The sequence below is a fragment of the Pseudomonas sp. DVZ6 genome (assembly GCF_024259445.1).
GTDB classification, from domain to species: Bacteria; Pseudomonadota; Gammaproteobacteria; order Pseudomonadales; family Pseudomonadaceae; genus Aquipseudomonas; species Aquipseudomonas peradeniyensis.
This window is the reverse complement of sequence record NZ_JANCLM010000009.1, coordinates 93267-118528: the sequence shown is the minus strand read 5'-3', so window position 1 is coordinate 118528 and position 25262 is coordinate 93267. Positions and strand designations below refer to the sequence as shown.

Genomic DNA, 25262 nt, shown 5'->3' with positions numbered 1-25262 from the left:
CGCAGGCGGTCAAAGGCCGATCATCACCGTTGTGAAAGAGGCAACATGACGCTTGTCAAACTGACTTCCGTGGCCGTCCTGGCATTGGCGCTCGGCGCCTGCCAGAGCCTGTTCACGCCCAATTACCGCGCCCCGCTCGAGGTCAAGCGCGAGGCCTGGGAACACGTCAAGCCCGGCTGCAGCGAGAGCGACTGCCCGCTGGTCAACATCGACGTGGTGCACTTCCCCGCCCTGCCCAAGCTCGACGCCATCGTCGAGAAGCGCCTGCTGATGCTGACCGAGGACAACCAGCGCGGCACCCCGCCGGCCTCGCTGCAAGCCTATGAACAGCAGTACCTGGCCCGCTCCGACAAGCGCAACAGCAGCTACCTGCAGGCCAAGGTACGCGAGCAGCATGACGGGCTGGTGATCGTCGAGCTGTCCAGCTACCTGGACAGCGGCGGCGCCCATGGCATGCCCGGACGCGGCTTCATCAACTACTCGCGCAAGCTGGACAAGGTGCTGACCCTGGACGACATGCTCGTGCCCGGCCAGGAAGCGACCTTCTGGAAGACCGCCGAGGAGTCCCACCGCGCCTGGCTGATCAGCACCGGCATGGACAAGGACGCCGAGTTCGTCAAGACCTGGCCGTTCAAGCAGTCGCCGCACATCGCCCTGACCTATGGCGCGGTGGTAATCAAGTACGAGGTCTACGCCATAGCGCCCTATTCCATGGGCCACGTCGAGCTGAAGATCCCCTACCCGCGCCTCAACGGCGTGATCAGGCCCGAGCTGTTTCCCGGCCGCGGCTGAGCGATAGCAGCAGATGCAGCCCCCCTGCCAGCAGCAGTGCCGGCAGGGTCGCTCCCACCTCCGGCGCCGCGTTAGCCATCAGGTGATAGGCCGCCACCCCCACCGCCCAGGCCAGCAGCGCCTGCCAGTGCAAGCCCTCGACCAGCGCCGGCAGGCGACGGCGACGGACCACGAAGTGATCCACCAGCACCACGCCGAACAGCGGCGCGAACACCGAGCCGATCAGCAGCAGGAAGTTCTGGTACTGGGCCAGCGGCGCCAGCAGGGCGATCAGCGTGCACAGCACGCCGATAGCCAAGGCCAGGTGCTCGACCTTGAGCTTGACCAGCAGCCCGGTGGAGACCGCTGCCGAGTGGATATCGGCAAAGGCGTTCTCCGATTCGTCCAGCAGGATCAGCAGCAGCGGAATCCCCAACCCGGCGCCGGCCAGCGCCAGCAGCAGCGCATTCACTTCACCGCTTGGGGCGAACGCCAGGGTGTAGGCCACGCCCAGGCTCATCAGCCAGGCGTTGCCGATGAAAAAGCCCAGTGCCGTACCGCCGAATACCCGACTGGCCCGCTGGCCGAAGCGTGAATAGTCGGCGATCAGCGGCAGCCACGACAGCGGCATGGCGATGACGATGTCAAAGCCCAGGGCCAGGGACAGCGAACCATCCCCCGGGCGCTGCCACAGAGCGGCCAGGTCGGCCTTGGCGAACAGGTTCCAGGTCAGCCAGATACAAACACCGAGCAACAGCCAGATACCCCACTTGCGCAGGACCTTGCGCACGAACGCCAGCGGCCCGCTGACCGCCAGCAGGGTGGCCAGGGCGCCGAAGCACAGGGTCCACAGCAACGGGCTGCTCCAGCCACTGCCCTCGCCGAAGGCGCGGGTGCCCAGCAGGCTGGCGGCGTCGCGCATGACGATGATCTCGAACGAGCCCCAGCCCACCAGTTGCAGCAGGTTGAGCAAGGCCGGCAGGCGCGCGCCATGGCTACCCAGCGTCAGGCGCAGGGTGGCCATGGCCGAAAGGCCGGTGTCGCTGCCGATCACCCCCGCCGCGGCCAGCAGCAGCACCCCCACCGCCGTGCCGAGGGCGATTGCCAGGATCGAGCCGGCCAGACCCAGGCCCGGCGCCAAAAGGGCGCCGACCTGCAGCACCATCAGGCCGATGCCGAGGGAGAACCACAGCGAGAACAGGTCGCGGGCACCGAACTGGCGGTGATGGGTGGGGACCGGGTGGTCGGGGGAGAAGTGGCTGGGGGTTGTCATGGAGGGGCTCGCCGGAATATTGGAGTTGTTACTGGCGAGGACTACGTCCTCGTTTCGCGGCACAAGGCCGCTCCTACAGAGGCCTGCGCGGTCCCTGTAGGAGCGGCCTTGTGCCGCGAAAGGGCCGCAAAGCGGCCCCCAAGGTCTACTTACACCTTCTGGTACAGCTGGCTGCCTTCCTGGCGGAACCGCTCGGACTGCTCACGCATGCCCTGCTCGACCGTCACATCCACGGTCTCGATCTTGGCGGCGTACTCACGCACTTCCTGGGTAATCTTCATCGAGCAGAACTTCGGCCCGCACATCGAGCAGAAGTGCGCGACCTTGGCCGACTCCTTGGGTAGCGTCTCGTCGTGGAAGGAACGCGCGGTATCCGGGTCCAGGCCGAGGTTGAACTGGTCCTCCCAACGGAACTCGAAGCGCGCCTTGGACAACGCGTTGTCACGAATCTGCGCGCCTGGATGGCCCTTGGCGAGGTCGGCAGCGTGCGCGGCGATCTTGTAGGTGATGATGCCGGTCTTCACGTCATCCTTGTTCGGCAGGCCCAGGTGCTCCTTGGGCGTGACATAGCAGAGCATGGCGCAACCGAACCAGCCGATCATCGCAGCGCCGATGCCGGAGGTGATGTGGTCGTAGCCCGGGGCGATGTCGGTGGTCAGCGGGCCGAGGGTGTAGAACGGCGCCTCGTCGCAGCACTCGAGCTGCTTGTCCATGTTCTCCTTGATCAACTGCATCGGCACGTGGCCGGGGCCTTCGATCATGCACTGCACATCGTGCTTCCAGGCGATCTTGGTCAGCTCGCCAAGGGTTTCCAGCTCACCGAACTGGGCGGCGTCGTTGGCGTCGGCGATCGAGCCCGGGCGCAGGCCGTCGCCCAGCGAGAAGCTGACGTCGTAGGCCTTCATGATCTCGCAGATCTCGTCGAAGTGCGTGTACAGGAAGTTCTCCTTATGGTGCGCCAGGCACCACTTGGCCATGATCGAGCCGCCGCGGCTGACGATGCCGGTGACGCGCTTGGCGGTCAGCGGCACATAGCGCAGCAGAACGCCGGCGTGGATGGTGAAGTAGTCCACGCCCTGCTCGGCCTGTTCGATCAGGGTGTCGCGGAACAGCTCCCAGGTCAGGTCTTCGGCCACGCCGTTGACCTTCTCCAGGGCCTGGTAGATCGGCACGGTGCCAATCGGCACCGGCGAGTTGCGGATGATCCACTCACGGGTCTCGTGGATGTGCTTGCCGGTGGACAGGTCCATGACCGTGTCCGAACCCCAGCGAATGCCCCAGGTCAGCTTGGCCACTTCTTCCTCGATCGAGGAACCCAGGGCGCTGTTGCCGATGTTGCCGTTGATCTTCACCAGGAAGTTGCGGCCGATGATCATCGGCTCCAGCTCGGTGTGGTTGATGTTGGCCGGAATGATCGCGCGGCCGCGGGCGATCTCTTCGCGGACGAACTCGGGAGTGATCTCTTTCGGGATACTGGCGCCGAAGCTGTGGCCGGCGTGCTGCTGGTTCAGCAGGCCAGCGGCACGGGCTTCCTGCAGCTTCATGTTCTCGCGGATGGCGACGTATTCCATCTCGGCGGTGATGATGCCCTGGCGCGCGTAGTGCATCTGCGTGACGTTGGCGCCGGCCTTGGCGCGGCGCGGGTTGCGCACATGGGCGAAGCGCAGCTTGGCCAGCTCCGCGTCGTTCAGGCGCTGCTGGCCGAAGTTCGAGCTCAGGCCCTCCAGGCGCTCGGTGTCGCCACGGGCGTCGATCCAGGCCGAGCGCACATCGCCCAGGCCCTTGCGCACATCGATGATGACATTGGGGTCGGTGTACGGGCCGGAAGTGTCATACACCAGCACCGGGGCGTTCTTTTCGCCGCCGAAGTCGGTGGGGGTGTCGTGCAGGCTGATCTCGCGCATGGGCACGCGGATGTCGGGGCGCGAGCCTTCGACATAGACCTTGCGCGAATTGGGCAGGGGTTGCACGGACTGTTGGTCGACTTGGGCCGACTCGCTCAGACTGATTGTTTTTTCTTGTTTGCTCATCACAGGCTCTCCAGACAGCTTCCAGGCGGTGGAATGTCGGGGTGAACCTGAAAGGCGTGGACGCACCCGTGTTGACGAGTGCAGTGCCGGACATGGGGTGCCGTGGGCTGCAAGCAGCTGTGGCGATCCCGGACCTGGCACAAGAGGCTCCCGGGATGTGAGAGCAATCTTGTTCCCTACGCAGGCGCTAACCTGATCAGGTTCAACGGGATCCGCACCTCTGCGATCTCAGCCTTTGCTTCAAGGCACCCCGACAAGAACATGCGCAGTCTAGACTGGAGTGGCCGGCAAAGCCAAGCGGGTAAATCCGGGGGTGATAAATGGCACACACGGCGGATTGTTGATGGCGGCGCGCGGCACTACACTGGCGCATCGCTCGATACCCGACAGTACAGTAAATAAAATTTGATCAAGGATTGCCCTATGCTGCGCAAACTCTCACTGGCAATTGCCGTGTCTTGTGCGTCCCACGGAGTGGCCTGGGCAGTGGATACGCCCACGACGGTGAAGACCGACCTGGTCAGCGTCTACCAGGAAGCGGTCGACAACAACGCCGACCTGGCCGCCGCCCGCGCCGATTACGGCGCCCGCCGCGAAGTGGTGCCCCAGGCCCGCGCCGGCCTGCTGCCGAACCTTTCGGCCGGCGCCGAGATGATGAGCACCCGCACCAAGCTCGACGAACCGTCGGTCACCTCCAACCGCAGCGGCAATGCCTGGAGCGCCACCCTGGCGCAGCCGATCTTCCGCGCCGACCGCTGGTTCCAGCTACAAGCCGCCGAGTCGGTCAACGAACAGGCCGCCCTGGAACTGTCGGCCACCGAGCAGAACCTGATCCTGCAGAGCGCCGAGAACTACTTCGCGGTGCTGCGTGCGCAGGACAACCTGGCCTCGACCAAGGCCGAAGAAGCGGCCTTCAAGCGCCAGCTCGACCAATCCAACGAGCGCTTCGACGTCGGTCTCTCGGACAAGACCGACGTGCTGCAGTCCCAGGCCAGCTACGACACCGCCCGGGCCAACCGGATCATCGCCGAGCGCCAGGTGCAGGATGCCTTCGAAGCCTTGATCACCTTGACCAACCGCCAGTACTCGGCGATCCAGGGCGTGGTCCACACCCTGCCGGTGCAGGTGCCCACGCCCAACGACGCCAAGGCCTGGGTCGAAACCGCCGGGCGGCAGAACCTCAACCTGCTGGCGACCAATCACGCCGTGGCGGCGGCCGAGGAGACCGTGCGCCAGCGCAAGGCCGGCCATGCGCCGACCCTCGACGCGGTGGCCAAGTACCAGAAGGGCGACAACGACAACCTCGGTTTCACCAATTCTCAGCTGCAACCGAACGTGCGCTATGGCGGTGACGTGGAGCAGACCAGCATCGGCCTGCAACTGAACATCCCGATCTACAGTGGCGGCCTGACCAGCTCCCAGGTGCGCGAGGCCTACGCCCGCCTGACCCAGAGCGAGCAGCAGCGCGAAAGCCTGCGTCGCCAGGTGGTGGAGAACACCCGCAACCTGCACCGCGCGGTGAACACCGACGTGGAGCAGGTACAGGCGCGCAAGCAGTCGATCATCTCCAACCAGAGCGCGCTGGAAGCCACCGAGATCGGCTACCAGGTCGGTACCCGCAACATCGTCGATGTGCTCGACGCGCAGCGCCAGCTGTACACCTCGGTGCGTGACTACAACAACAGCCGCTATGACTACATTCTCGACAACCTGCGTCTGAAGCAAGCCGCCGGCACCCTGAGCCCGCAGGACCTGCAGGACCTGGGACGCTACCTGAAGGCCGACTACAACCCGGACAAGGATTTCCTGCCACCGGACCTGGCGGCGGCAGCGGCGAAGAACTTCGAACGCCGGCCTTGAGCGCTGGGGCCGCTTCGCGCCCCATTCGCGGCACAAGGCCGCTCCTACAGGAGAGCGCAACCCCCTGTAGGAGCGGCCTTGTGCCGCGAAAGGAGCGCAAAGCGCTCCCTGGGACGCTTATTTCAGCAAACCTGCCAACCCATCCAACAACCGCTGCAACGCGCCCTGGTTGGCCTGCATCACCGCCCTGCCCGCCTCGCCCATGCGCCGCGCATCCTGCGGCAGCTCGACCAACCGGCGCACCGCCCCGGCCAGCCCTTCGGCATCGTCCACCTGTTGCAACGCCCCCGCCTCGCGCAGCATCGCGCTGATCTCGAGGAAGTTGAACACATGCGGCCCCATGAGCACCGGCAGCGCCAGCGCCGCCGGCTCCAGCGGGTTGTGCCCGCCGGTGGCCACCAGGCTGCCACCGACGAAGGCGATGTCGGCCAGGGCATAGAGGAACAGCAGCTCACCCATGGTGTCGCCCAGCAGTACCTGGGTCTGCGCCGTGACCGCATCTGCGCTCGAGCGGCGCACCGTGGAGAACTGCCCGGCGCACAGGTCATGCACCGCCGCAAAACGCTCGGGATGGCGCGGCACCAGGATCAGCAACGCATCGCTGTGGACCTTCAGCAGCTCACGATGAGCCTGGAGAATCAACGCGTCTTCGCCATCGTGGGTACTGGCAGCGATCCATACCGGACGTTGCTGGGCAGCCCACTGCTCGCGCAATGCACCGGCCCGTGGCAGCAGTTGATCGTCGATCTTCAGGTCGAACTTGATCGAACCGGTTACCTGCACGCATTCGTGGCGCGCACCGAGCGCTAGGAAACGCTCGGCCTCGGCTTCGGTCTGCACGGCGATCAGGCTCATCTCCTCGAGCATCGGCCGGGTCAGGCCGGCGAAGCGGGCATAGCCACGGGCCGAGCGCTCGGACAGCCGGGCATTGGCCAGCGCCACCGGAATGCCGCGCCTGGCGCACTGGTGGATATGGTTCGGCCACAGCTCGGTTTCCATGATGATGCCCAGGCGCGGGCGCACATGATCGAGGAACCGCCCGGCCGCCCACGGCAGGTCGTAAGGCAGGTAGCAGTGTTGCACCCGTGGCTCACCCTCGAACATTGCGCGGATGCGCTCGGAGCCGGTCGGGGTCATGCAGGTAAGCGTGATCGGCAGGTCCGGGTATTGCTTGAGCAGGGCCCGGACCATCGGCGCGGCGGCGATGCTCTCGCCCACCGAGACCGCATGCACCCAGATGCCGCCCTGGCGCATCGGCGGCAGCTGGCAGGCGAAGCGCTCGGCGATCCGCGCACGGTACGCAGGCGCCTTGCGCCCGCGCAGGAACAGGCGCAGCGCGACCAGCGGCAGGCCCAGGTGAAACAGCAGGGAATAGAGGGTTCTGTTCATGGCGGCGGAGTTTACTAGGAACTGGATGAAAAGGCCTGTCAGCCAATCGCCCGCAAGTGCACGGCGAAGCGCTCGGCCAGCCACTGCGCGGCCGGACCCAACGGTTCGTCGCGCCGCCAGGCCAGTTCCGCCACCAGCGCCGGCGGGCGCCACTCGCTGTCCAACTCAACCATCTGCGTCTGGTAGGTGGGGTACTGCACCACATGCCGGGGCAGCCAGGCCCAGCCCAGGCCACGCATCAGCAACTCGGCCATGGCGTAGAAACTGTCGGCGCGCCAGACCTGCGGACTGATCGCCTCACCGCCCGGGTAGCCGCTCTGCTGCGGAGTGATCAACAACTGGCGGTGGCGGGCCAGTTGCTGGCGGCTGACCTTGGCCAGGTGTGCCAACGGATGATCGATGGCACACACCGTGACCATCTCGACGCTGCCCAGGGCGCGCCGCTCCAACGAGGCGGGAATGCTTTCATGGTGGAAGAACAAGCCCAGGTCGGCGCGCCGCTCCACCAGCTTGCGCGCCACATCGCCCTGGGCGCCGCTGGCCAGTTGCACTTCCAGGTAGGGGTAGCGCGCCGCCAGCTCGTCGAGGCTGTCGATCACCGGCTGGTAGGGCATGGCCTCGTCCTGGGCCACCCGCAGCAACGCCTCCTGCCCACGCATCAAGGCCAGCGCCCGGCCATCCAGGCGCTCGCACTGGCGCAACAGCTCACGGGCGTCCTCCAGCAAGGCGGCGCCGCTTTCGGTCAGGCGCGGCTGCCGGCCGCTGCTGCGTTCAAACAGGGTCACCCCCAGATCCGCCTCGAGCAAGGCGATGGCGCTGCTGATCGCCGACTGGGCCTTGCGCTGCTCGCGGGCCACGGCGGAAAACGACCGCAGCTCGGCGGCCCGCACGAACAGACGTAGCTGCTCGAGACTCCAGTGTTCAGTCATTGCCACCCTATCTCAAAAGTAGATAGGTAATGACTTTACCGCATCCGGGGATTCCCTAGAATGCCCATCCAGCAACGGAGGACCCGCACCATGAACGCCTACACCTATCTCGCCATCGCCATCTGCGCCGAAGTCATCGCCACCGCCTCCATGAAAGCGGTCAAGGGGCTGAACACGCCGCTGCCGCTGCTACTGATGGTCTGCGGCTACGGCGTGGCGTTCTGGATGCTGACCCTGGTGGTGCGCAGCATTCCGGTGGGCATCGCCTATGCGATCTGGTCGGGGCTGGGGATCGTGCTGATCAGCATCGCGGCGCTGGTGATCTACGGGCAGAAGCTGGATGTGCCGGCGATGCTGGGCATGGCCATGATCGTCGGCGGGGTGGTGGTGATCCAGGTGTTTTCCAATACTGCCGGGCATTGATGCTTCCCTGAGGATTTTGGGGCTGCTTTGCGGCCCTTTCGCGGCACAAGGCCGCTCCTACAGGGGACCGCGTAAATCCTGGGTCTGCGCGGCCCCTGTAGGAGCGGCCTTGTGCCGCGAAAGGGCTGCACAGCAGCCCCAGGATCGCAAAGCCCACGCCGCCCCGACGCTGTATACTGCGCACCTGTCCCAGTTTTCGAGGTGCCCGCATGCCATCCGCCATTACCACTGACGTGCTGATCGTCGGCGCCGGGGTCGCAGGCCTCTGGCTCAATGCCCGGCTGCGCCGCCTGGGCTATTCGACGGTGCTGGTGGAGCGCGCCAGCCTGGGCGGCGAGCAGACCATCAAGTCGCAAGGCATCATCCATGGTGGCACCAAATACGCCCTGCACGGCGCCCTCAGCGGCGCCTCCGAGGCCATCGCCGACATGCCGCGGCGCTGGCGCGAAGCGCTGGCCGGCAACGGCGAGCTGGACCTGACCGGTACCCGCCTGCTTTCCGACGCCCACTACCTGTGGTCCCCCGGCACCCTGGCCGGCAACCTCACCAGTTTCTTCGCCAGCAAGGCCGTGCGTGGCCGGGTCGACCAGGTCAAGGGCGAGCAACTGCCGCCGGCCCTGCAGGACCGCGCCTTCAAGGGCAAGGTCTACCGCCTGGCCGAACTGGTCATCGACGTGCCCAGCCTGCTGGCCAACCTGGCGCAACTGGCGGGCGACAGCCTGCTGGCCGGCGAGCGGATCGAGCCACTGCGCGACGGCGATGAACTGGCCGGGCTGGTGGTCGATGGCCGCGAAATCCGCGCCCAACGCATCGTCCTCAGCGCCGGCGGCGGCACCGAAGCGCTGCTGCACGCCCTGGGGCTGAGCCAACCGGCCATGCAGCGCCGTCCGCTGCACATGGTCCTGGCCAAGGGCCCCAATCTCAAGCCGCTGTACGCCCACTGCCTGGGCGGCGGGCCCAAGCCGCGCATTACCGTGACCACCCACCCGGCCGCCGATGGCCAATGGGTGTGGTACCTGGGTGGCGACATCGCCGAGGCCGATGGCGTGGCCCGCGAGCCCGCCGCGCAGATCGCCGCGGCGCAAAAGGAAGTCGCCAGCCTGTTGCCGTGGGTCGACCAGGCCCAGGTGCGCTGGGCCACCCTGCGGGTCGACCGCGCCGAACCGGCGCAATCAGGCCTGGTGCGTCCGGACAACGCCTTCCTCGCCGACCAGCAGCGCCTGCTGGTCGGCTGGCCGACCAAGCTCGCCCTGGCGCCGGACTTCGCCGATCGCGTACTGGCCAGCTTCGAACGTGACGGCATCCGCCCGGCAAGCCGGCCGGACCTTGCCGACCTGCCTCGTCCACCGCTGGCGTTGCCGGCCTGGGAGCAACTGCTGCCATGACGCTACCGACCCTGCACGATCATCACCGCCCCCTGGGCAGCACGGGCCTGCGGGTATCGCCGCTGGGCCTGGGCACGGTCAAGCTTGGCCGCGACCAGGGCGTGAAATACCCCAACGGTTTCACTATCCCCGATGACGAGGCCGCCCGCCTGCTGCTCGCCCAAGCCCGCGAGCTGGGTATCAACCTGATTGATACCGCGCCAGCCTACGGCCGCAGCGAGGAGCGCCTCGGCCCGCTGCTGCGCGGTCAGCGCGAGCAGTGGGTGATCGTCAGCAAGGTCGGCGAAGAGTTCGAGGCCGGCCAGTCGCACTTCGACTTCAGCGCCGCCCACACCCGCCGCTCGGTCGAGCGTAGCCTCCAGCGCCTGGAGACCGACCGCATCGAGCTGGTGCTGGTGCATTCCGACGGCAACGACCTGGCGATCCTCGAGCAGCAGGGCGTGTACGAAACCCTCGCCGCGCTCAAGCAGGAAGGCAAGATTCTCGGCTATGGTTTGTCCGGCAAGACTGTCGCCGGCGGCCTGAAGGCGCTGGAGCAAGGTGATTGCGCCATGGTCACCTACAACCTCAACGAGCAGGCGGAGCGACCCGTGCTGGACTACGCTGCCGAACACGGCAAGGCCATCCTGGTGAAGAAGGCCCTGGCCAGCGGGCATATCTGCCTGGCGCCCGGGGTCGATCCGGTGCAGGCCAGTTTCGAGTTGCTGTTCGCCCACCCGGGCGTGAGCAGTGCCATCGTTGGCACCATCAACCCGCTGCACCTGGCCCACAACGTGGCCACCGTCGCCCGCATCCTGGGCCGGCCCTGAGCCGCCCGGGCGGGGGCCCAACGCAAGGAGGAGCCTCGTGCCGCGTACGCTGATCCGCAAGAATCCGAGCAACTTCAAGACCCTGCCGCTGCATGTCGAGGCCACGCCCGAAGGCCTGGCCTACCAGAGCATCGGCATGCCGCTGAACTTCGCCCAAACCCTGCAGCGGCGCAAGGCCATCCAGGTCGCCGACCCCGAGCACTTCGTGGCGGAACTTGCCAACCTCGGCGTGTCGGTGCGACTGACCCTGCACTGGCAGGACCGCGACTACTGGGTACTGGTCCGCCAGCGCCGCCAGGACCGTGGCGATGTGGTGCTCAAGCTGATTTCCGGCTATGTCCCGGCCCACGAGCTGAACCTGCCGCTGCACACGGCGATCCAGGAAGTGGCCGAGGAATGCCTGCTGGAAACCCCGGAGGGCTGGCTGGGCGGACGCTTCAACGACACCTGGTTGCCAGCGCCCTATGCCGACGCCCTGCACTATCGCGAGGCCCTGCCGTTCGTGCTCTCACCCGAGTCCGGTGCCGCCCGCCCGGTGCATTGCGCCAAGCTGATGCTGCTGGAACGGCCACGCGCTTATGTGCACTTGCCCACCGCATCGTTGCAGTTGATCTACGACCTGCGCCTGCAGGTGCCCAGGGAGGCCAAGTCGCTGAGCCTGTTCCATGTCGACGAGCGCCTGGAGGGCGATCAGTTGGTGGCCAGGCTCAATCGCAAGCGGCCGGACCTCTACCTGATGCCGCTCAAGGACGGCCAGCCAGTGGCCGAGCTGTACACCTTGAAGAAGGACCAACTGACACCCGCAAGCACGCGCGGACTGTGGCTGGCGGAGAGCTTCGCCCGCCAGGATGGCTGGGTGGTGCGGGATGAGCGGGTACGCTGGAAGGACTGGCTGAAGCAGCAGGGGCTGGTCGAAAGCAAGCCCGCGCCGGCGTCGCACCTGGAACGATTCGGGGACAAGGCACGGGAACTGCTGGCCCGGGCGCGGACCTCACTGCATAAATGAACGCGGGGCAAGCCCGCTCCCAGCATTTCGTGGGAGCGGGCTTGCCCCGCGATCTACAACGTATCAGTGCTTGCGGATCTTCTCGACGATCGCCGTGGTCGAGCTATTCTCCACCAGGCCCAGCACCTTCACCGTGCCGCCGTAGGCCTTGACGATATCGGCGCCGACCACCTGCTCGATACCGTAGTCCCCCCCCTTGACCAGTACATCCGGCTTGACCTGGCGCAGCAGGTTCTCCGGCGTGTCCTCGGGGAAGCTGATGACCCAGTCCACCGCACCGAGGCCGGCCAGCACGGCCATGCGTCGGTCGACGCTGTTGATCGGCCGGCCCGGGCCCTTCAGGCGGCTGACCGAGGCATCGTCGTTGATGGCAACGATCAGCCGGTCGCCCTGGGCGCGAGCCTGTTCCAGGTAGGTCACGTGACCCGCGTGAAGGATATCGAAACAGCCGTTGGTGAAGACGATCTTCTCGTTGTGCGCACGGGCATCATCGATGGCCAGCAGCAGTTGCTCCAGCCCCAGCACACCCCGCTCCGAGCCCTCTTCACGCTGGATGGCGCGACGCAGCTCGGGGGCGCTGATGGCAGCGGTACCCAGCTTGCCGACCACGATACCGGCGGCCAGGTTGGCCAGGGCGACGGCATGCGGCAGGTCTTCGCCTGCGGCAATGGCTGCGGCGAGCGTGGAGATCACCGTATCACCGGCACCAGTGACATCGAACACCTCGCGAGCGCGGGCCGGCAGGTGCAAAGCCGGGTGGCCGGTGCGCAGCAGGGTCATGCCGTGCTCGCCACGGGTCACCAGCAGTGCGCCCAGGTCCAGCTCTTCGAGCAGCTTCAGGCCTTTGGCGACCAGCTCGGTTTCATCGGCGCAACGGCCAACGATGGTCTCGAATTCGCTGAGGTTCGGGGTGATCAGGCTGGCACCGCGGTAGATCGAGAAATCCTTGCCCTTGGGGTCGGCCAGCACCGGGATGCCCTTGCTGCGGGCAGCCTGGATCAGCGCCTGATGGTTCTGCAGTGCACCCTTGCCGTAGTCGGACAGCACCAGCACCTTGATACCTTCGAGCAAGGCATCGACCTCCGCGCCCAGCGACAGCGGGTCGGTGGCGAACGGCTCTTCGAAGTCGATACGCAGCAGTTGCTGGTGACGGCTCATCACCCGCAGCTTGACGATGGTCGGCTGGTGAGCGATGCGCTGGAAGATCGAGCGTACACCGGCAGCGTGCAGGCTGTTGGCGAGGCTATCGGCGGCCTCGTCCTGGCCGGTGACCCCGACCAGCGCGGCCGGCGCGCCAAGGGCGGCGATGTTCAAGGCCACGTTGGCCGCGCCGCCGGGGCGATCCTCGATCTGATCGACCTTGACCACCGGCACCGGCGCTTCAGGCGAAATACGCGAAGTACCGCCATGCCAGTAGCGGTCGAGCATGACATCGCCGACCACCAGTACCGGGGCTTGATCGAAACGCGGCATGGACAACTTCATGGGCAACCCATTTTTGGAAAAGTGAACAGGGGCAGGATATTAGCACAGGGATGCGCAGGGCTTTATGGCCAACCGCAGCGATGCTGTATCGATTGACCGGCGAGGCCTGCCAGGCCTCGCCGTGACGCGGACTCAGGTGATGTTGGCCTTTTCGGCCTCGTCCAGCCCCATGGCGTGCAGACGGGCGTAATGGCCATTGGCCTGGAGCAGTTCGGCGTGTGTGCCGCGCTCCACCAGACGCCCCTGGTCCATGACCAGGATCAGGTCGGCCTTCTCGATGGTCGACAGACGGTGCGCGATCACCAGGGTGGTGCGCCCCTCCATCACATGATCCAGCGCCGCCTGGATATGCCGTTCAGACTCGGTATCCAGGGCCGAGGTGGCCTCGTCGAGAATCAGCAGCGGCGCATTCTTGAGCAAGGCCCGGGCAATCGCCAGGCGCTGGCGCTGGCCGCCGGAAAGCAGCACACCGTTCTCGCCGACTTCGGTATCGAAGCCCTTGGGCAACTGGTCGACGAACTCCTTGGCATAGGCATCGGCGGCGGCGGCCTCGATATCCGCGCGCGGCGCGCCGGCCAGATCGCCGTAGGCGATGTTGTTGGCCACGGTGTCGTTGAACAAGGTGACATGCTGGGTCACCTGGGAAACGTGGCGGCGCAGGTTGCGCAGGCGGTATTCCTCGATCTCCACGCCGTCGAGCAGGATCTGCCCTTCCGTATGGTGGTAGAAGCGCGGGATCAACGCCGCCAGCGTCGACTTGCCACTGCCCGAGCGACCTACCAGGGCGATCATCTGCCCGGGCTCGGCGGTGAAGCTGATATTGCTGAGCACCTGACGTTCGGTACCCGGGTAGGTGAAGCTGAGGTTGCGCACGTCCAGGCGCCCCTCGACCCGCTCTTTCTCGATGGTGCCGTTGTCGACTTCGGGCTTCTCGTCCAGTTGCTCGAAAATGCTCTCGGCGCCGGCAAGGCCCTTCTGGATGGTCGAACTGACTTCGGAGAGCTGGCGAATCGGCTTGGGCAGAAGGCCTGCCGCAGTGATGTAGGCCACCAGGTCACCCGCAGAAGCCTCGCCACGCAGGAACAGCACCAGGAACATCAGCGCGGCCATGGCGGTGTAGATCACCAGTTGCAGCATCGGCGTGTACAGCGCGCCGGTCTTGGTCATGCGCAGTTGCTTGTCGGTGTTGCTCTGGCTGGCCTTCTCGAAGCGGCGCTCCTCGTAGCTTTCGCCACCGAAGCTGCGCACCACGCGGTAACCCTGGATGGTCTCGGAGGCCACGTGGGTAACGTCGCCCATGGCCACCTGGATCTTCTTGCTCTGCTTGCGGAATTTCTTGCTGGCGGTGCTCACCATCACCGCGATCAGCGGCAGGATCGCCACCATCACCAGGGTCAGCTTCCAGTTCATCCACAACAGGTAGGCAAACAGGAACACCACCGTCAGGCCCTCACGAATGACTACCTTGATGGCATCGGTGGCGGCGCCGGTGACCATGGTCACGTTGAAGGTGATGCGCGAGATCAGGTGCCCGGAATTGTGGTTGTCGAAGTAGCGGTTGGGCAGGACCAGCAACTTGTTGAACAGCTCGACCCGCAGGTCGTGCACCAGGCACAGCGAGACCTTGGACAGGTAGTAGTTGCCGAGGAACGAACCCAGGCCCTGCCAGGCGGCAATCAGGATGATCAGCAGCGGCACCGCCTGCAGCAACTGCAGGTCGCGCAGGTAGGGCACGTCGGGGAACAGCACCGCCTGCGGATTGCTCAGCCCATCGACGAAATACTTGAGGATCCCGGCCAGCATCGGCTGGGTCGAGGCGAAGATCACGAAGCCGACGATGCTCAGCAGGAAGATGCCGATGTAGGGTTTGACATAGCCCAGCAGGCGCAGATAGATCTTCAGGCTTGCGGGGGAAGACGATTCGGGAACTGTCATGAGAATCCGTCGGGTCAAAAAGAGTCGGGATTATACCACACACGGTGTCTTGCACCGCCCGCCACAGGTTAAGATAGACGGCTGTTCCGAACCCTGGCCCCGGAGGCTTGATGCACGCACTTGACCACGCCCGTTACCTTGCCCTGCGCGAGGGCGCCCACGTCCTCGAGGCCGACGGGACTGGCGACAAGGTCCTGCGCCTGAGCGACGGTTCGATGCTCAAGCTGTTCCGCCGCAAGCGCCTGATCAGCTCGGCGGCCTGGTATCCCTACGCCCGGCGTTTCGCCGACAACTGCCAGGCCCTGGCCGAACGCGGCATCCCCTGCCCGCAGGTCAAGGCGGTTTACCGTATCGCCGAGATTGCCCGCGATGCCGTGCACTATGACCCGCTACCCGGTCATACGCTGCGCCAACTGCTGGAGCAACCCGGCAACCACCCAGGCTTGCGCGACCAGCTCGGACGTTTCATCGCGGCGCTTCATGAAGCGGGGGTGTACTTCCGCTCCGCGCACCTGGGCAACGTGGTGCTGACGCCCGAAGGCAAGCTGGGGTTGATCGACGTCGCCGACCTGCGCATGTACCGCAAGCCACTTCGCCGCTCACAACGCCAGCGCAACTTCCGTCATATGCTGCGTTACCGGGAAGATCGGGCGTGGTTGCTGGGTGACGGCGACAACGCCTTCATCGAAGCCTATCTCGCCAGCCAGCAGGTCTGCCGCCGCCAGGACCTGGCCAACGCACTGGCCTGAACGATAATGGCCGCCCGGAGGCGGCCATCTTCATCATCAGCTCGAACGTCGCTGCTGCAACCCACGGCCCAGCACCATGGCTGCCGGCAACAGGACCAATGGCCACAGCTCGTCAGGGTTGCCGATCAGCTTGCTGCCATCGAAGTTGAGCATCACCAGGGCACAGGCCAGGTACATGCCCCAAGGGTCACGAAGGCGCAAGGCCTGGACCAGGGTCATCACCACGATGACCAGGAACAGGACCAGCGAGACGCCACCGGTGTAGAGGCCCAGGGCAACGAAGATATTGTGTGGATGCTGGATCGGCATGAAGCCGCTCAGCAGCTTGTCGGTATGGAACTCGACGCCGCAGCCGACTATCCAGCCACAGTTTTGCCACTCGCCGACCATCACGTGGAACAACTCGCCACGATAGGAATCACCGCGCTCGAACAGCGAATGGAACCAGGCCATGTCCTTGACCAACCAGAGGGCGATGCCGCCAAGTACCGCGAATACCAGCAGCCAACTGCCGGCCACGCGCGGGAAGCGCCACAGCGCCCAGCACGCCCAGGCGGCAAACAGGAACGCCGCGCCGACCATCGCGGTACGCGTCTGCAGGACGAAGGTAATCGCCACCACCGACAGCGCCACGGCGGCAAACGCTTCGACCCAGCGACGACGGTGCAACCACCCCGGCATGGCCAGCGCCAGCGCACAGAGCAGCCATATACTGGTGTAGATCACGTTCTGCATGCGCGCGGGCATCAGGCTGACCCGCTCACCCAAGGCGTAGATGCCGGTCAGGTAGGCAAACGCCGAATAGCCGAAAATGTAAAGGCAGATGATCCAGAACAGCGCACGCGCGAACACTTCAGAGCGGAAGAAGCCCTGATTCGTCAGCCCTGCCACGGCAAAGACAAAGAGCGCAACATAAGCAATGTGCTTGTAGAACTGCCCATCGCCAGCAATCGCTGCGGGTACCAGGAACCACAGCAGGAATACCAGCCACACCAGCCCAAGCTTGTCGCCAAACAGCCCCGCGCCACGCTCCTTGACCAGGAACACCAGGCCAGGCAACGCGATGAAGGCGTAGAAAATGTTGTTGGTCCATTTCGATGAGGCCATCAACACGAAGCTGGCCAGGAACATGATCAGCGCAGCGCTGAAGTAACGCCTGCTCGTGCGGTTGTCGTTACCAATCCCTTCAAACATCCTTCAACACCCATCCCAGCAATAGTCCGATAACCAGCACGCCCAACAGACGAATGCGATCCATGCGCTTGCGCCGTGCCTTCTTGATTTTCTCTTCCGCCATTTCCACATGCTCGCCGAAACCGGTATGCAGCACGGCGTCGTTCTCCAGAATCAACGCATAGCGGTCGCGCTCGGCGTACAACCGCGACAAGCTCTTCTCGCCGGAATGCGAGGCGTACGGTGCATGTGCCTGGTAGTCGGCCAGCCTGCGCAGGCCCGGGTTGAACGAGAACCCCTGCCATTCCGCCTTGTGCGAGCCCAGCTTGTGGAAAGCGATGCCCTGCAGCACCTGGCGCTCCTCCAGGAACACATAGGGGCTGTGCACCTGCAGGTCATGATTGAAGCTGCGCAGCCAGACCTGCAACGCTTGCGGGTCGGCCTCCAGCAGTGCCTGGGATTCCTCGATGAAGCCCGGGCGATAGAAGGCCCAGTCATCCTCGCAATGGAACACCCAGAAGGTCTTGATCTGCGAATAGGCGGCGTCCACCGAGCGCAACTGCCCAAGCTTGGGATTGTTGACGATGAAGGTGGTGTGCTCGCGCCAGTGTTCCGGGATGCAGCCACGCACTGCCTCGTCACCGGAGTCTTCGGTGATGAAGACTTCACGGATGGGCGCCGTGTTGTAGCGGTCGAAACTTTCGAGCGTGCGCTTGAGCAGTTCGAATCGACCACAGCTGGTCACCACCAGTGTGATCTCGCTGTTTTCACTGAAGATCATGGCTTCCTCGATGTGTGTAGGGCTTAACGCGACAGGCCGATGGCCAGCAGCACACGCTCCAGCAGGCCAGGCTTCGCGGCCGGGCGCAGCGGCGCGCGCATGGCCTCGGTGATCGCCTGCCCGAGCGCGTGGAAGGTATAGCGCTGCTCGGCCAACTGCTGGCCATTGCGCGAGATACGCTCGGCCAGGGCGAGATCGCCACGCAGCCGGGCGAGCTTCTCGCGCAACTGCTCGAGGTCGCGGTAGAGCACGATATTGTGCATGTCGACGAAGCCCAGCGCCTGGTTCTCTTCCTCGCCCTGGTCATAGGCGAACAGGACGCAGCCACAGGCCATGGCTTCGAAGTTCTTGATCATGTACTCGCCCATGCCGACGTCGGCACTGACGAAAAAGCGGATGCGGCTGAGAGTCCGGCTGTACTCCTCGCCGGATTTGGTACGGGTGATCAGCAGGTTTTCCACCGCCGCAATCGACTCGAGCATCTGCTTGCGCCCGGAGTAGGCCACGCTGCGCAGGCTGCCGACGAACGCCAACTCGATATCACGCTCATGGTTTTCATTGCGCAGCAGCGCCTGGTCGTAACCCTTGGGCACGAAGATCGCGTCGAAGCCTTCGTCGCGCAGGCGTCGGGTGACCACTGCGCCGGAGGTGATGATGCGCGCCCATGGCAGCTGGCGGTAGTACTCGCTGAATTTGCCGGTGTACTTGCAGGGAATGTAATTCTGGTAGGCGTCGTGCTCGAGGATCACCAGGTTCGGGATCGTCCGAATGAAGCGTGCCTGGCGGATCTCTTTCTTGAACCGCAGGAAGAACAGGATGCGGTCGTACTGCTCGACCTGCACATGCTCGCGGAAATAGCTGCGCAGATCGGCCTGCTCGTCACCGGTCAACCAACGGATATCGCACTCGCAGTCGGCCGCGATGCCTTCGTACAGACGGTCCAGGATGGCGCGTTGCTCTTTCTGGACCAGGAACAGGACTTTCACCGTGGTTCTCTCTTGTCGATCATTGTGCCGACCCACAGCAGTTCGTGGCGCCGTACGGCCTTGCGGAAGAATTCATTTTCACCGAATGCGGGCCAGCGCCGGGCGGCGAGGCAGCGCTGCAGGAAGCGACGGATTCGGCGCTTGAGCGGGGCCGCAGGCTGCAGGTCGTGCATCATACCCAAAGCGATGGCCTTTTGCCTCTGCTCTTGCGCATCCACCCCAAGCACCCAAGGGCGCATGGGCATGCCGGCATCGAAGAAGGGTGGCAAAGGTACACCGGTACCGGCATCACCCATCGGCCAACGGTCATTGTCGTGCAGGTGGTTGGCGTAGAACAGCAGGGTTTCAGGCCGCCAGTCGGCGCTCTGCAACGCCTGCTGCAAGGCGTCATGGGCACACACATGGTCCGGGTGCGGATCGAGGGTCGGATGCGGCATCACGATGGTTGCCGGACGCGCGCGCTCGATGAGTTCGCGCAGGTCCTGGACCAGGTTGGTCCAGCTCGGCCGGCCATCGGCATCGCTTTGCAACGCGACTTCGTTGAAACGACGGAATGGCCGGGTGTCGGCCAGGTCCGCCTCGCGCGACGGGATCGATGCCTCGGGCTCGGCCTGCATGGCAGGCAACTGCATGCAGAAATAGCCCAACTGCACGGATTGACTGGAAGGCACGCCGGCCCAACGCGGCACGGCGACGCTGTCCCAGCTGCGCAATTGGCCCTTGAGCCGGGCCGCCTCGACCAGGTCGAGGCCGAAGGTGTCGCGGTAGTACTCGTTCTCGATCTCGCCAGCGGTGAGGGTCACGATCCAGCTGCTCTTCGCCTGGGAATAGGCAGCGAACGCCGCCAGCTCGGCATCGTCGGCATGAGGGGCGATAACCATCAGGGTGCCAGCCAGGTAGTCGGGGTGACGCAGCACCAGCAACTCCATCTCGGGTGCTACGCGACAATGGCGACCACTCAGGCGCAACTGTCCGGCGTTCAGCGCCTCGGCCTGCCCGCTCAGGTTCAGGTAGCGCACACCTCTCACACCCCGCTCGAAGGCCTGGTAATCGGCGACACCACCGTCGATACGTACTGCCGGATCGAACAGCCGCCCCAACCAGCCGGCGCGCAGGCTCACCCGCAACAACAGGGTCTCGCTACCGTCCAGCGTGCAATCGCCCGGCAAGGCCAGCACCCCACCCTGGCTGCGCAGCGCATGACGCTCGCTGGCTTGCAGGTCGTACTGGTAGTCGCTGCCCGGCACATAGAAGAGGTGGTCGGAAAACCAGGCCTCATGAGCCACCCACAGCAGCACCGCGAGCACGGGCGGCAGCCACAGCGCCCACAGCGCCGAGAACAGCAGCACGACCAGCGCCAGCAGCAGGATCACCCGTTTGCGCTTGCGATGGCGTTTGAGCAGTTGCTGTTTGTTGGCGCTCATGTTCAGACCTGGAAGACGTTGACGGGGTTGCACCAACGATCCTTGTACTCCCGGTCGGACCGACCGAACGAGAACCGCAGCGCCTTGCCGCGGGTATTGGCATCCTCCCAGGCGGCCTGGGTATTGAGGAAGCTCAATACGCTACCAGGGCTGAAAGCCTTGGTCTCTGGATCGACACCGCCGTTTACATATTCGACGCTGATCCATTGCGGCGCCTCGACGCGATACACCAGTTGAATGGCGATGGGCGCCCCTTCAAGGAACAGCACCGAACCGATCAGCAGCTCGCGCAGGCGCTCGACCACCTCTGCCATGCGGGCCGCGCCGGTGGCCGGGAAGCCCCAGCGACGCTGGAACAAGTCACAGTACATCGCGGCGGTCTCGGCTGCAGTGAAATCGCCGATCGGTCGCACCTGGCCACCCGCCTCTTCCAGCAGGCGCAGCTCACGACGCTGGTTGTAGCGGAATTTCTTCGACAGATCTTCATGGGGCCGCGCCATGGCCAACTGCTCAGGTTGTGCCTTCAGGCCGGCGAAACGGCCCTGGTTCAACTCCGACAGGTAGCGACCGGCGTGGCGCAGTGGCGCCCCGGCATCGGCGGCGGCTGGCAGGATGATCTCGGCATTGCCCAGGTCGAACAGGCCTTTCTTGCCTTCACGCTTGAGCACGTCCTTGGACAGCGCCAGGTGGCGCCCCCAGGTTGGCAGCGCGGCCTTGAGCTCGGCGCCCTGGAACCAGCCCAGGTAACGCACCGGGATCCCGGCCAGGTCCGCCAGTTGCTCGATCACCAACGGGTGCGTGGCGACACTGCCGCCAAAACGCTGCCAGGCTTCGTTGTAGGCGGCCGCATCGATCACTTGCCAGCCGCGTTCACGCCAGGCCTTGAGATGATTGAGCATCAGGCCTCCGCCATCAGCGCGCGGACGTGCGGCAGTTGCCAGAAGGCATCCCGCACTGCCGAGTCACTGAAGCGCTGCTGCAGGCGCTGCAGCATATGCCCGGCGCATGCCTCGCGCTGCTGCGCGTCCAGTCCGGCCATGTGCTTCAAGCCCTGGGCCAGCTGCGCGGCATCGCCCAGCGGGAACAGCACACCCACACCCTCGACCACTTCCCGGGCGCCGCCACAGGCGGTGGCCAGCACCGGCACGCCAGCGACCATGGCTTCGAGCAGGACCATGCCGAACGGCTCATGGTCGGAGCTCAGGGCGAACACGTCGAAAGCGCGGAAATAGCGGCGTGCATCCGGCACCTGGCCGAGGAAGTCGACCTGCCCGGCGATGCCCAACTCGGCAGCCAGGGCCTTGAGTTTCGCCTCGAGGCGCCCCTTGCCCAGGATCGCCAGGCGTGCACCGGCCGGCAACCCCGGCAAGGCTTCGGCGAAACCACGCAGCAGCGTGGCCTGGTCCTTGTCCGGATGCAGGCGACCGACGTTACCGACCACCCAGGCACGTTCATCCAGGCCCAAGGCCCGGCGCGCCTCGTCACGCGGCACCAGGCTGGCCTGCAGTGCCTCGACATCGATGCGGTTGTACAAAGTCTGGATACGCTCGGCCGGCCACTGGCCCAGGCAGCGTCGCATGTCGTCGCGCACCGCATCCGACACACCGAGCAGGCTCAGGCGCTTGCGGAACAGGTTGGCGAACAGCCGCCGCCCCTTGCGCTCATAATCACCGAAGGCATGGTGCACGCCGATTACCGGCAAGCCGGTCCCCAGCAGCGCAACATAGATCGGCTTGAAGCGGTGGGCGATGCAAAAGCTGAAATTGCGCTGCGCGGCGATCTTGCGCAGCGCGCGGATCGCGCCCAGCTTCAGGCCGCGCACGGCCTTGGAACTGAACTCGAGAAACAGCACCTCGTCCGAGGCACAGCCAGCCGCTACTTTCGCGTCGGCTGCCCCGGTGAGGAACACGGTAGTGACCTTGTAGCCGCTGCCCTGGAACAGGCTGGCGTATTGACGGGCACAATCGAGGAACGGCCCGTCATAGCCATGGCAGAACTGCAGGATGCGCGGTTCAGAGCGGCTGGTCATACGGCGCGGCGCCTTCCTTGACCACCAGGATGTCTTCCATGATCAGGTACTGCAGGTCCGAGCCGAAGAACATGTTCAGGGCGTCGGTCGGCGAGCAGATCATCGGTTCGCCACGGCGGTTCAGCGAGGTGTTCAGCGACACGCCGTTGCCGGTCAGGTCTTCCAGCGCCTTCATCATGTCGTAGTAGCGCGGGTTGTACTCGCGCTTGAGCACCTGGGCGCGCGAAGTGCCGTCCTCGTGGACGACTTCCGGCACGCGGGTCTTCCACTCTTCGGCGACTTCGAAGGTGAAGGTCATGAATGGCGCGGGGTGATCGATCTTGATCATCTGCGGCGCGACGGTGTCGAGCATCGACGGGCAGAAAGGTCTCCAGCGTTCGCGGAACTTGATCTGGTGGTTGATGCGGTCGGCCACGCCTTCCACGCTCGGGCAGCCAATGATCGAACGACCGCCCAGAGCGCGCGGACCGAATTCCATGCGCCCCTGGAACCAGGCCACCGGGTTGCCATCGACCATGATCTTGGCGATCTGCTCAGGCATGTTCTCGAGCTTGCGCCATTTCGGCTGGCTCGGGTGACGGGCACAGGCGGCGATCACGTCTTCGTTGGAATACGCAGGGCCGAGGTAGACATGCTCCATCTTCTCGACCGGCACGCCACGGGCGTGGGAAACGTAGGCGGCCGCACCAACGGCGGTACCGGCGTCGCCGGAGGCCGGCTGGACGAACAGCTCCTTCACATCATCACGGGCGATGATCTTCTGGTTCAGCTTGACGTTCAACGCGCAACCGCCGGCGAAGGCCAGCTTGCCGGTCTCTTTCAGCGTGTCGCCCAGGTAATGGTCGATCATCTGCAGGGCCAGCTTCTCGAACAGCGCCTGCATGCTGGCGGCGTAGTGGATGTACGGCTCGTCGGCGATGTCGCCTTCACGTTTCGGGCCCAGCCACTCGATCAGCTTGGGCGAGAAGTAGAAGCCCTTGCCCTTCTCTTTATAGCGACGCAGGCCGATAACGTTGGCGTATTCGGTGTTGATCACCAGCTCGCCGTTTTCGAAGCTGGCCAGGCGCGAGAAGTCATACTTGCTGGCGTCGCCATACGGCGCCATGCCCATGACCTTGAACTCGCCATCGAGCATTTCGAAGCCGAGGAACTCGGTGATCGCGCCATACAGGCCACCCAGCGAGTCCGGATCGAAGAATTCCTTGATCTTGTGAATCTTGCCGTTTTCGCCGTAGCCGAAGAAAGTGGTGGCGTACTCGCCCTTGCCGTCGATACCGAGGATCGCGGTTTTCTCTTTGAAACCCGAGCAGTGGTAGGCGCTGGAGGCGTGGGCCAGGTGGTGCTCGACCGGCTCGATCTTGATCTTTTTCGGATCGAAGCCCAGTTGCTCCAGGCACCAGACGATCTTCTTGCGGTAGCGCTTGTAGCGGCGGTTGCCCATCAGCAGCGCGTCCAGGGCGCGGTCCGGGGCGTACCAGTAGCGCTTGGCGTAGTGCCAGCGGGCCTTGCCGAACAGGCTGATCGGGGCGAACGGAATGGCCACCACGTCGACGTCAGACGGCTTGATGCCGGCCTGCTCCAGGCAGAACTTCGCCGACTCGTAGGGCATGCGGTTCTTCGCATGCTTGTCACGCACGAAGCGCTCTTCTTCGGCGGCGGCAATCAGCTTGCCGTCGATGTACAGGGCCGCGGAAGGGTCATGGCTAAGGGCGCCGGACAGGCCAAGAATCGTCAGTGCCAAGGGTCTAGCCTCTCAAATCGGTATGAAGTGCGCCAACGGCCATTCGGGCGGATGGCGGCTAAAGGGCGGGATTATAACGCAAAGATGGCGGACACACCGCCCCCTTGTAGGAGCGGCCTTGTGCCGCGAAAGGGCTGCGAAGCAGCCCCGGCAATTTCAGCGGCGCATATGAAATCCGGGGCCGCTGCGCAGCCCTTTCGCGGCACAAGGCCGCTCCTACAGGGTTCGTGCGGGTTATTCGGCGATCAGCCAGTCCATGCGCAAGCTGCCGGCGGTCTGCGCCAGCTCCTTGGCCAGCCACGGCAGCAGCGTCTTGAGCTCATCTTCCAGGCCCCAAGGCGGGTTGGCGATGGCCAGGCCCGAGCCGTTCAGGCCCTGTGGGCTGTCCTGGTGATGCACGTACAACTCGACCCGCAGCAGCTTCGGCGCGCCGGTGCTGGTCAGGTCCTGGTAGAAACGGGTCAGCGAGCGCTGGTCCTTGATCGGGTACCAGATCGCCGCGACAGTCTGGCGCATGCGACCGATCGCCTCTTTCATGGCCACGGTGCAGCGCTTGAGCTCGTCGGCCTGCTCGAACGGCGGGTCGATCAGCATGATGGCGCGCTTTTCCTGCACCGGCAGAAGCGCCCGCGGGATGTGCCAGCCTTCACCCAGGTGAACGGTGACCCGCGGATCCTTCTTCATGTTCTCCTTGAGCAGCGCCCCATCTTCAGGGTGCTTCTCGTTGAGCAAGGCGCGGTCCTGCTGGCGCATCAGGCGGCGCGCGAGCTCGGGCGAGCCCGGGTAGTAGCGCAGCTCGCCATCCGGGTTCAGGCGTTTGATGATGCGCAGGTAGTCTGCGGCCGCTTCCGGCAGGTCGTCGCGGTTCCACAGGCGGGCCACGCCCTCGAGGTATTCGCCGGTACGGCTCGCCTGGTCACCCTGCAGGTCGTAGAGACCCAGGCCAGCGTGAGTGTCGATGTAGGCGAACGGCTGCTCCTTGCGCGACATCAGGGCGATGAGGCGGGTGAGCACGATGTGCTTGAGGACGTCGGCGTGATTGCCGGCGTGGAAGGCGTGACGATAGTTCATGAGGACTCCTGCG

Annotated in this window: 21 protein-coding genes and 1 riboswitch; of the genes, 7 read left to right on the top strand and 14 right to left on the bottom strand. The window is 65.0% G+C overall.

The window, feature by feature from the left end; all coding sequences use genetic code 11:
• Positions 1-45: 45 nt before the first annotated feature.
• Complete coding sequence (locus NMG10_RS07570) at positions 46-792, top strand: RsiV family protein (protein WP_254464097.1); 747 nt, start codon at positions 46-48, stop codon at positions 790-792.
• On the opposite strand, the gene cytX is transcribed toward NMG10_RS07570, so the two are convergent.
• Both cytX and thiC read right to left on the bottom strand, forming a co-directional pair.
• A complete protein-coding gene (gene cytX, locus NMG10_RS07565) occupies positions 761-2044 on the bottom strand; it encodes a putative hydroxymethylpyrimidine transporter CytX (RefSeq protein ID WP_254464096.1) in 1284 nt (427 codons plus the stop codon). The genes NMG10_RS07570 and cytX overlap by 32 nt on opposite strands.
• Positions 2045-2193: 149 nt before the next feature.
• Complete coding sequence (gene thiC / locus NMG10_RS07560) at positions 2194-4074, bottom strand: phosphomethylpyrimidine synthase ThiC (RefSeq protein ID WP_203648207.1); 1881 nt, start codon at positions 4072-4074, stop codon at positions 2194-2196.
• A gap of 156 nt (positions 4075-4230) precedes the next feature.
• A riboswitch (TPP riboswitch) is annotated at positions 4231-4337 on the bottom strand.
• A gap of 160 nt (positions 4338-4497) precedes the next feature.
• On the opposite strand from thiC, the gene NMG10_RS07555 reads away from it, so the two are divergent.
• A complete protein-coding gene (locus tag NMG10_RS07555; RefSeq protein WP_203648208.1) occupies positions 4498-5934 on the top strand; it encodes a TolC family outer membrane protein in 1437 nt (478 codons plus the stop codon).
• 117 nt (positions 5935-6051) lie between these two features.
• Here the strand turns inward: NMG10_RS07555 and waaA are convergent, their stop codons facing one another.
• Entirely contained in the window at positions 6052-7323 is a 1272-nt protein-coding gene (gene waaA, locus NMG10_RS07550) for a lipid IV(A) 3-deoxy-D-manno-octulosonic acid transferase (RefSeq protein WP_232856308.1), read from the bottom strand.
• Positions 7324-7361: 38 nt separating this feature from the next.
• Entirely contained in the window at positions 7362-8252 is an 891-nt protein-coding gene (locus NMG10_RS07545; protein WP_203648210.1) for a LysR family transcriptional regulator, read from the bottom strand.
• Between the two features lie 90 nt (positions 8253-8342).
• Between NMG10_RS07545 and NMG10_RS07540 the strand changes: the two genes are divergently transcribed.
• The 4 genes from NMG10_RS07540 (at position 8343) to NMG10_RS07525 (ending at position 11875) form a co-directional block, all read left to right on the top strand.
• Positions 8343-8675, top strand: coding sequence for a multidrug efflux SMR transporter (locus NMG10_RS07540; protein ID WP_050707183.1), 333 nt, complete (start codon positions 8343-8345; stop codon positions 8673-8675).
• A gap of 209 nt (positions 8676-8884) precedes the next feature.
• Positions 8885-10060 (top strand): FAD-binding oxidoreductase, encoded by a 1176-nt coding sequence (locus NMG10_RS07535; RefSeq protein WP_232856307.1) that lies wholly within the window; start codon positions 8885-8887, stop codon positions 10058-10060.
• Positions 10057-10869, top strand: a complete 813-nt coding sequence (locus NMG10_RS07530; protein WP_203648213.1) for an aldo/keto reductase — start codon at positions 10057-10059, stop codon at positions 10867-10869. The genes NMG10_RS07535 and NMG10_RS07530 overlap by 4 nt, the downstream gene beginning before the upstream one ends.
• Before the next feature lie 37 nt (positions 10870-10906).
• Complete coding sequence (locus NMG10_RS07525) at positions 10907-11875, top strand: metal ABC transporter ATPase (protein WP_254464095.1); 969 nt, start codon at positions 10907-10909, stop codon at positions 11873-11875.
• Positions 11876-11938: 63 nt separating this feature from the next.
• Here NMG10_RS07525 and hldE read toward each other — a convergent pair whose 3' ends face one another.
• Complete coding sequence (gene hldE, locus NMG10_RS07520) at positions 11939-13360, bottom strand: bifunctional D-glycero-beta-D-manno-heptose-7-phosphate kinase/D-glycero-beta-D-manno-heptose 1-phosphate adenylyltransferase HldE (RefSeq protein ID WP_254464094.1); 1422 nt, start codon at positions 13358-13360, stop codon at positions 11939-11941.
• Between the two features lie 132 nt (positions 13361-13492).
• The gene (gene msbA / locus NMG10_RS07515; protein WP_203648215.1) at positions 13493-15295 is read right to left on the bottom strand and encodes a lipid A export permease/ATP-binding protein MsbA; all 1803 of its coding nucleotides are present in this window, start codon (positions 15293-15295) and stop codon (positions 13493-13495) included.
• Positions 15296-15405: 110 nt separating this feature from the next.
• Here msbA and NMG10_RS07510 point away from each other — a divergent pair, with 110 nt between their 5' ends.
• Positions 15406-16044 carry a phosphotransferase gene (locus NMG10_RS07510; protein ID WP_234562687.1) on the top strand — a complete coding sequence of 213 codons (639 nt, stop codon included), beginning with the start codon at positions 15406-15408 and terminating at the stop codon, positions 16042-16044.
• 36 nt (positions 16045-16080) lie between these two features.
• Here the strand turns inward: NMG10_RS07510 and NMG10_RS07505 are convergent, their stop codons facing one another.
• From NMG10_RS07505 to NMG10_RS07470, 8 genes are all read right to left on the bottom strand, one after another.
• Positions 16081-17238, bottom strand: coding sequence for an O-antigen ligase domain-containing protein (locus NMG10_RS07505; protein WP_254464093.1), 1158 nt, complete (start codon positions 17236-17238; stop codon positions 16081-16083).
• The gene (locus tag NMG10_RS07500) at positions 17231-17998 is read right to left on the bottom strand and encodes a glycosyltransferase family 2 protein (protein WP_203648218.1); all 768 of its coding nucleotides are present in this window, start codon (positions 17996-17998) and stop codon (positions 17231-17233) included. The genes NMG10_RS07505 and NMG10_RS07500 overlap by 8 nt, the downstream gene beginning before the upstream one ends.
• 23 nt (positions 17999-18021) lie before the next feature.
• Positions 18022-18984, bottom strand: a complete 963-nt coding sequence (locus NMG10_RS07495; RefSeq protein ID WP_203648219.1) for a glycosyltransferase — start codon at positions 18982-18984, stop codon at positions 18022-18024.
• On the bottom strand, positions 18981-20408 hold the full coding sequence (locus NMG10_RS07490) for a PIG-L deacetylase family protein (RefSeq protein WP_203648220.1): 1428 nt from the start codon (positions 20406-20408) through the stop codon (positions 18981-18983). The genes NMG10_RS07495 and NMG10_RS07490 overlap by 4 nt, the downstream gene beginning before the upstream one ends.
• Before the next feature lie 2 nt (positions 20409-20410).
• Positions 20411-21307 (bottom strand): antimicrobial resistance protein Mig-14, encoded by an 897-nt coding sequence (locus NMG10_RS07485; RefSeq protein ID WP_232856303.1) that lies wholly within the window; start codon positions 21305-21307, stop codon positions 20411-20413.
• Positions 21307-22437: a glycosyltransferase gene (locus NMG10_RS07480; protein WP_232856302.1), complete on the bottom strand. Its 1131-nt coding sequence runs from the start codon at positions 22435-22437 to the stop codon at positions 21307-21309. Before NMG10_RS07480 ends, NMG10_RS07485 begins: the two co-directional genes overlap by 1 nt.
• Positions 22421-24178, bottom strand: coding sequence for a carbamoyltransferase (locus NMG10_RS07475; RefSeq protein ID WP_028688304.1), 1758 nt, complete (start codon positions 24176-24178; stop codon positions 22421-22423). The genes NMG10_RS07480 and NMG10_RS07475 overlap by 17 nt, the downstream gene beginning before the upstream one ends.
• Before the next feature lie 234 nt (positions 24179-24412).
• Positions 24413-25249 (bottom strand): 23S rRNA (adenine(2030)-N(6))-methyltransferase RlmJ, encoded by an 837-nt coding sequence (locus tag NMG10_RS07470; protein WP_203648224.1) that lies wholly within the window; start codon positions 25247-25249, stop codon positions 24413-24415.
• Positions 25250-25262: the final 13 nt, after the last annotated feature.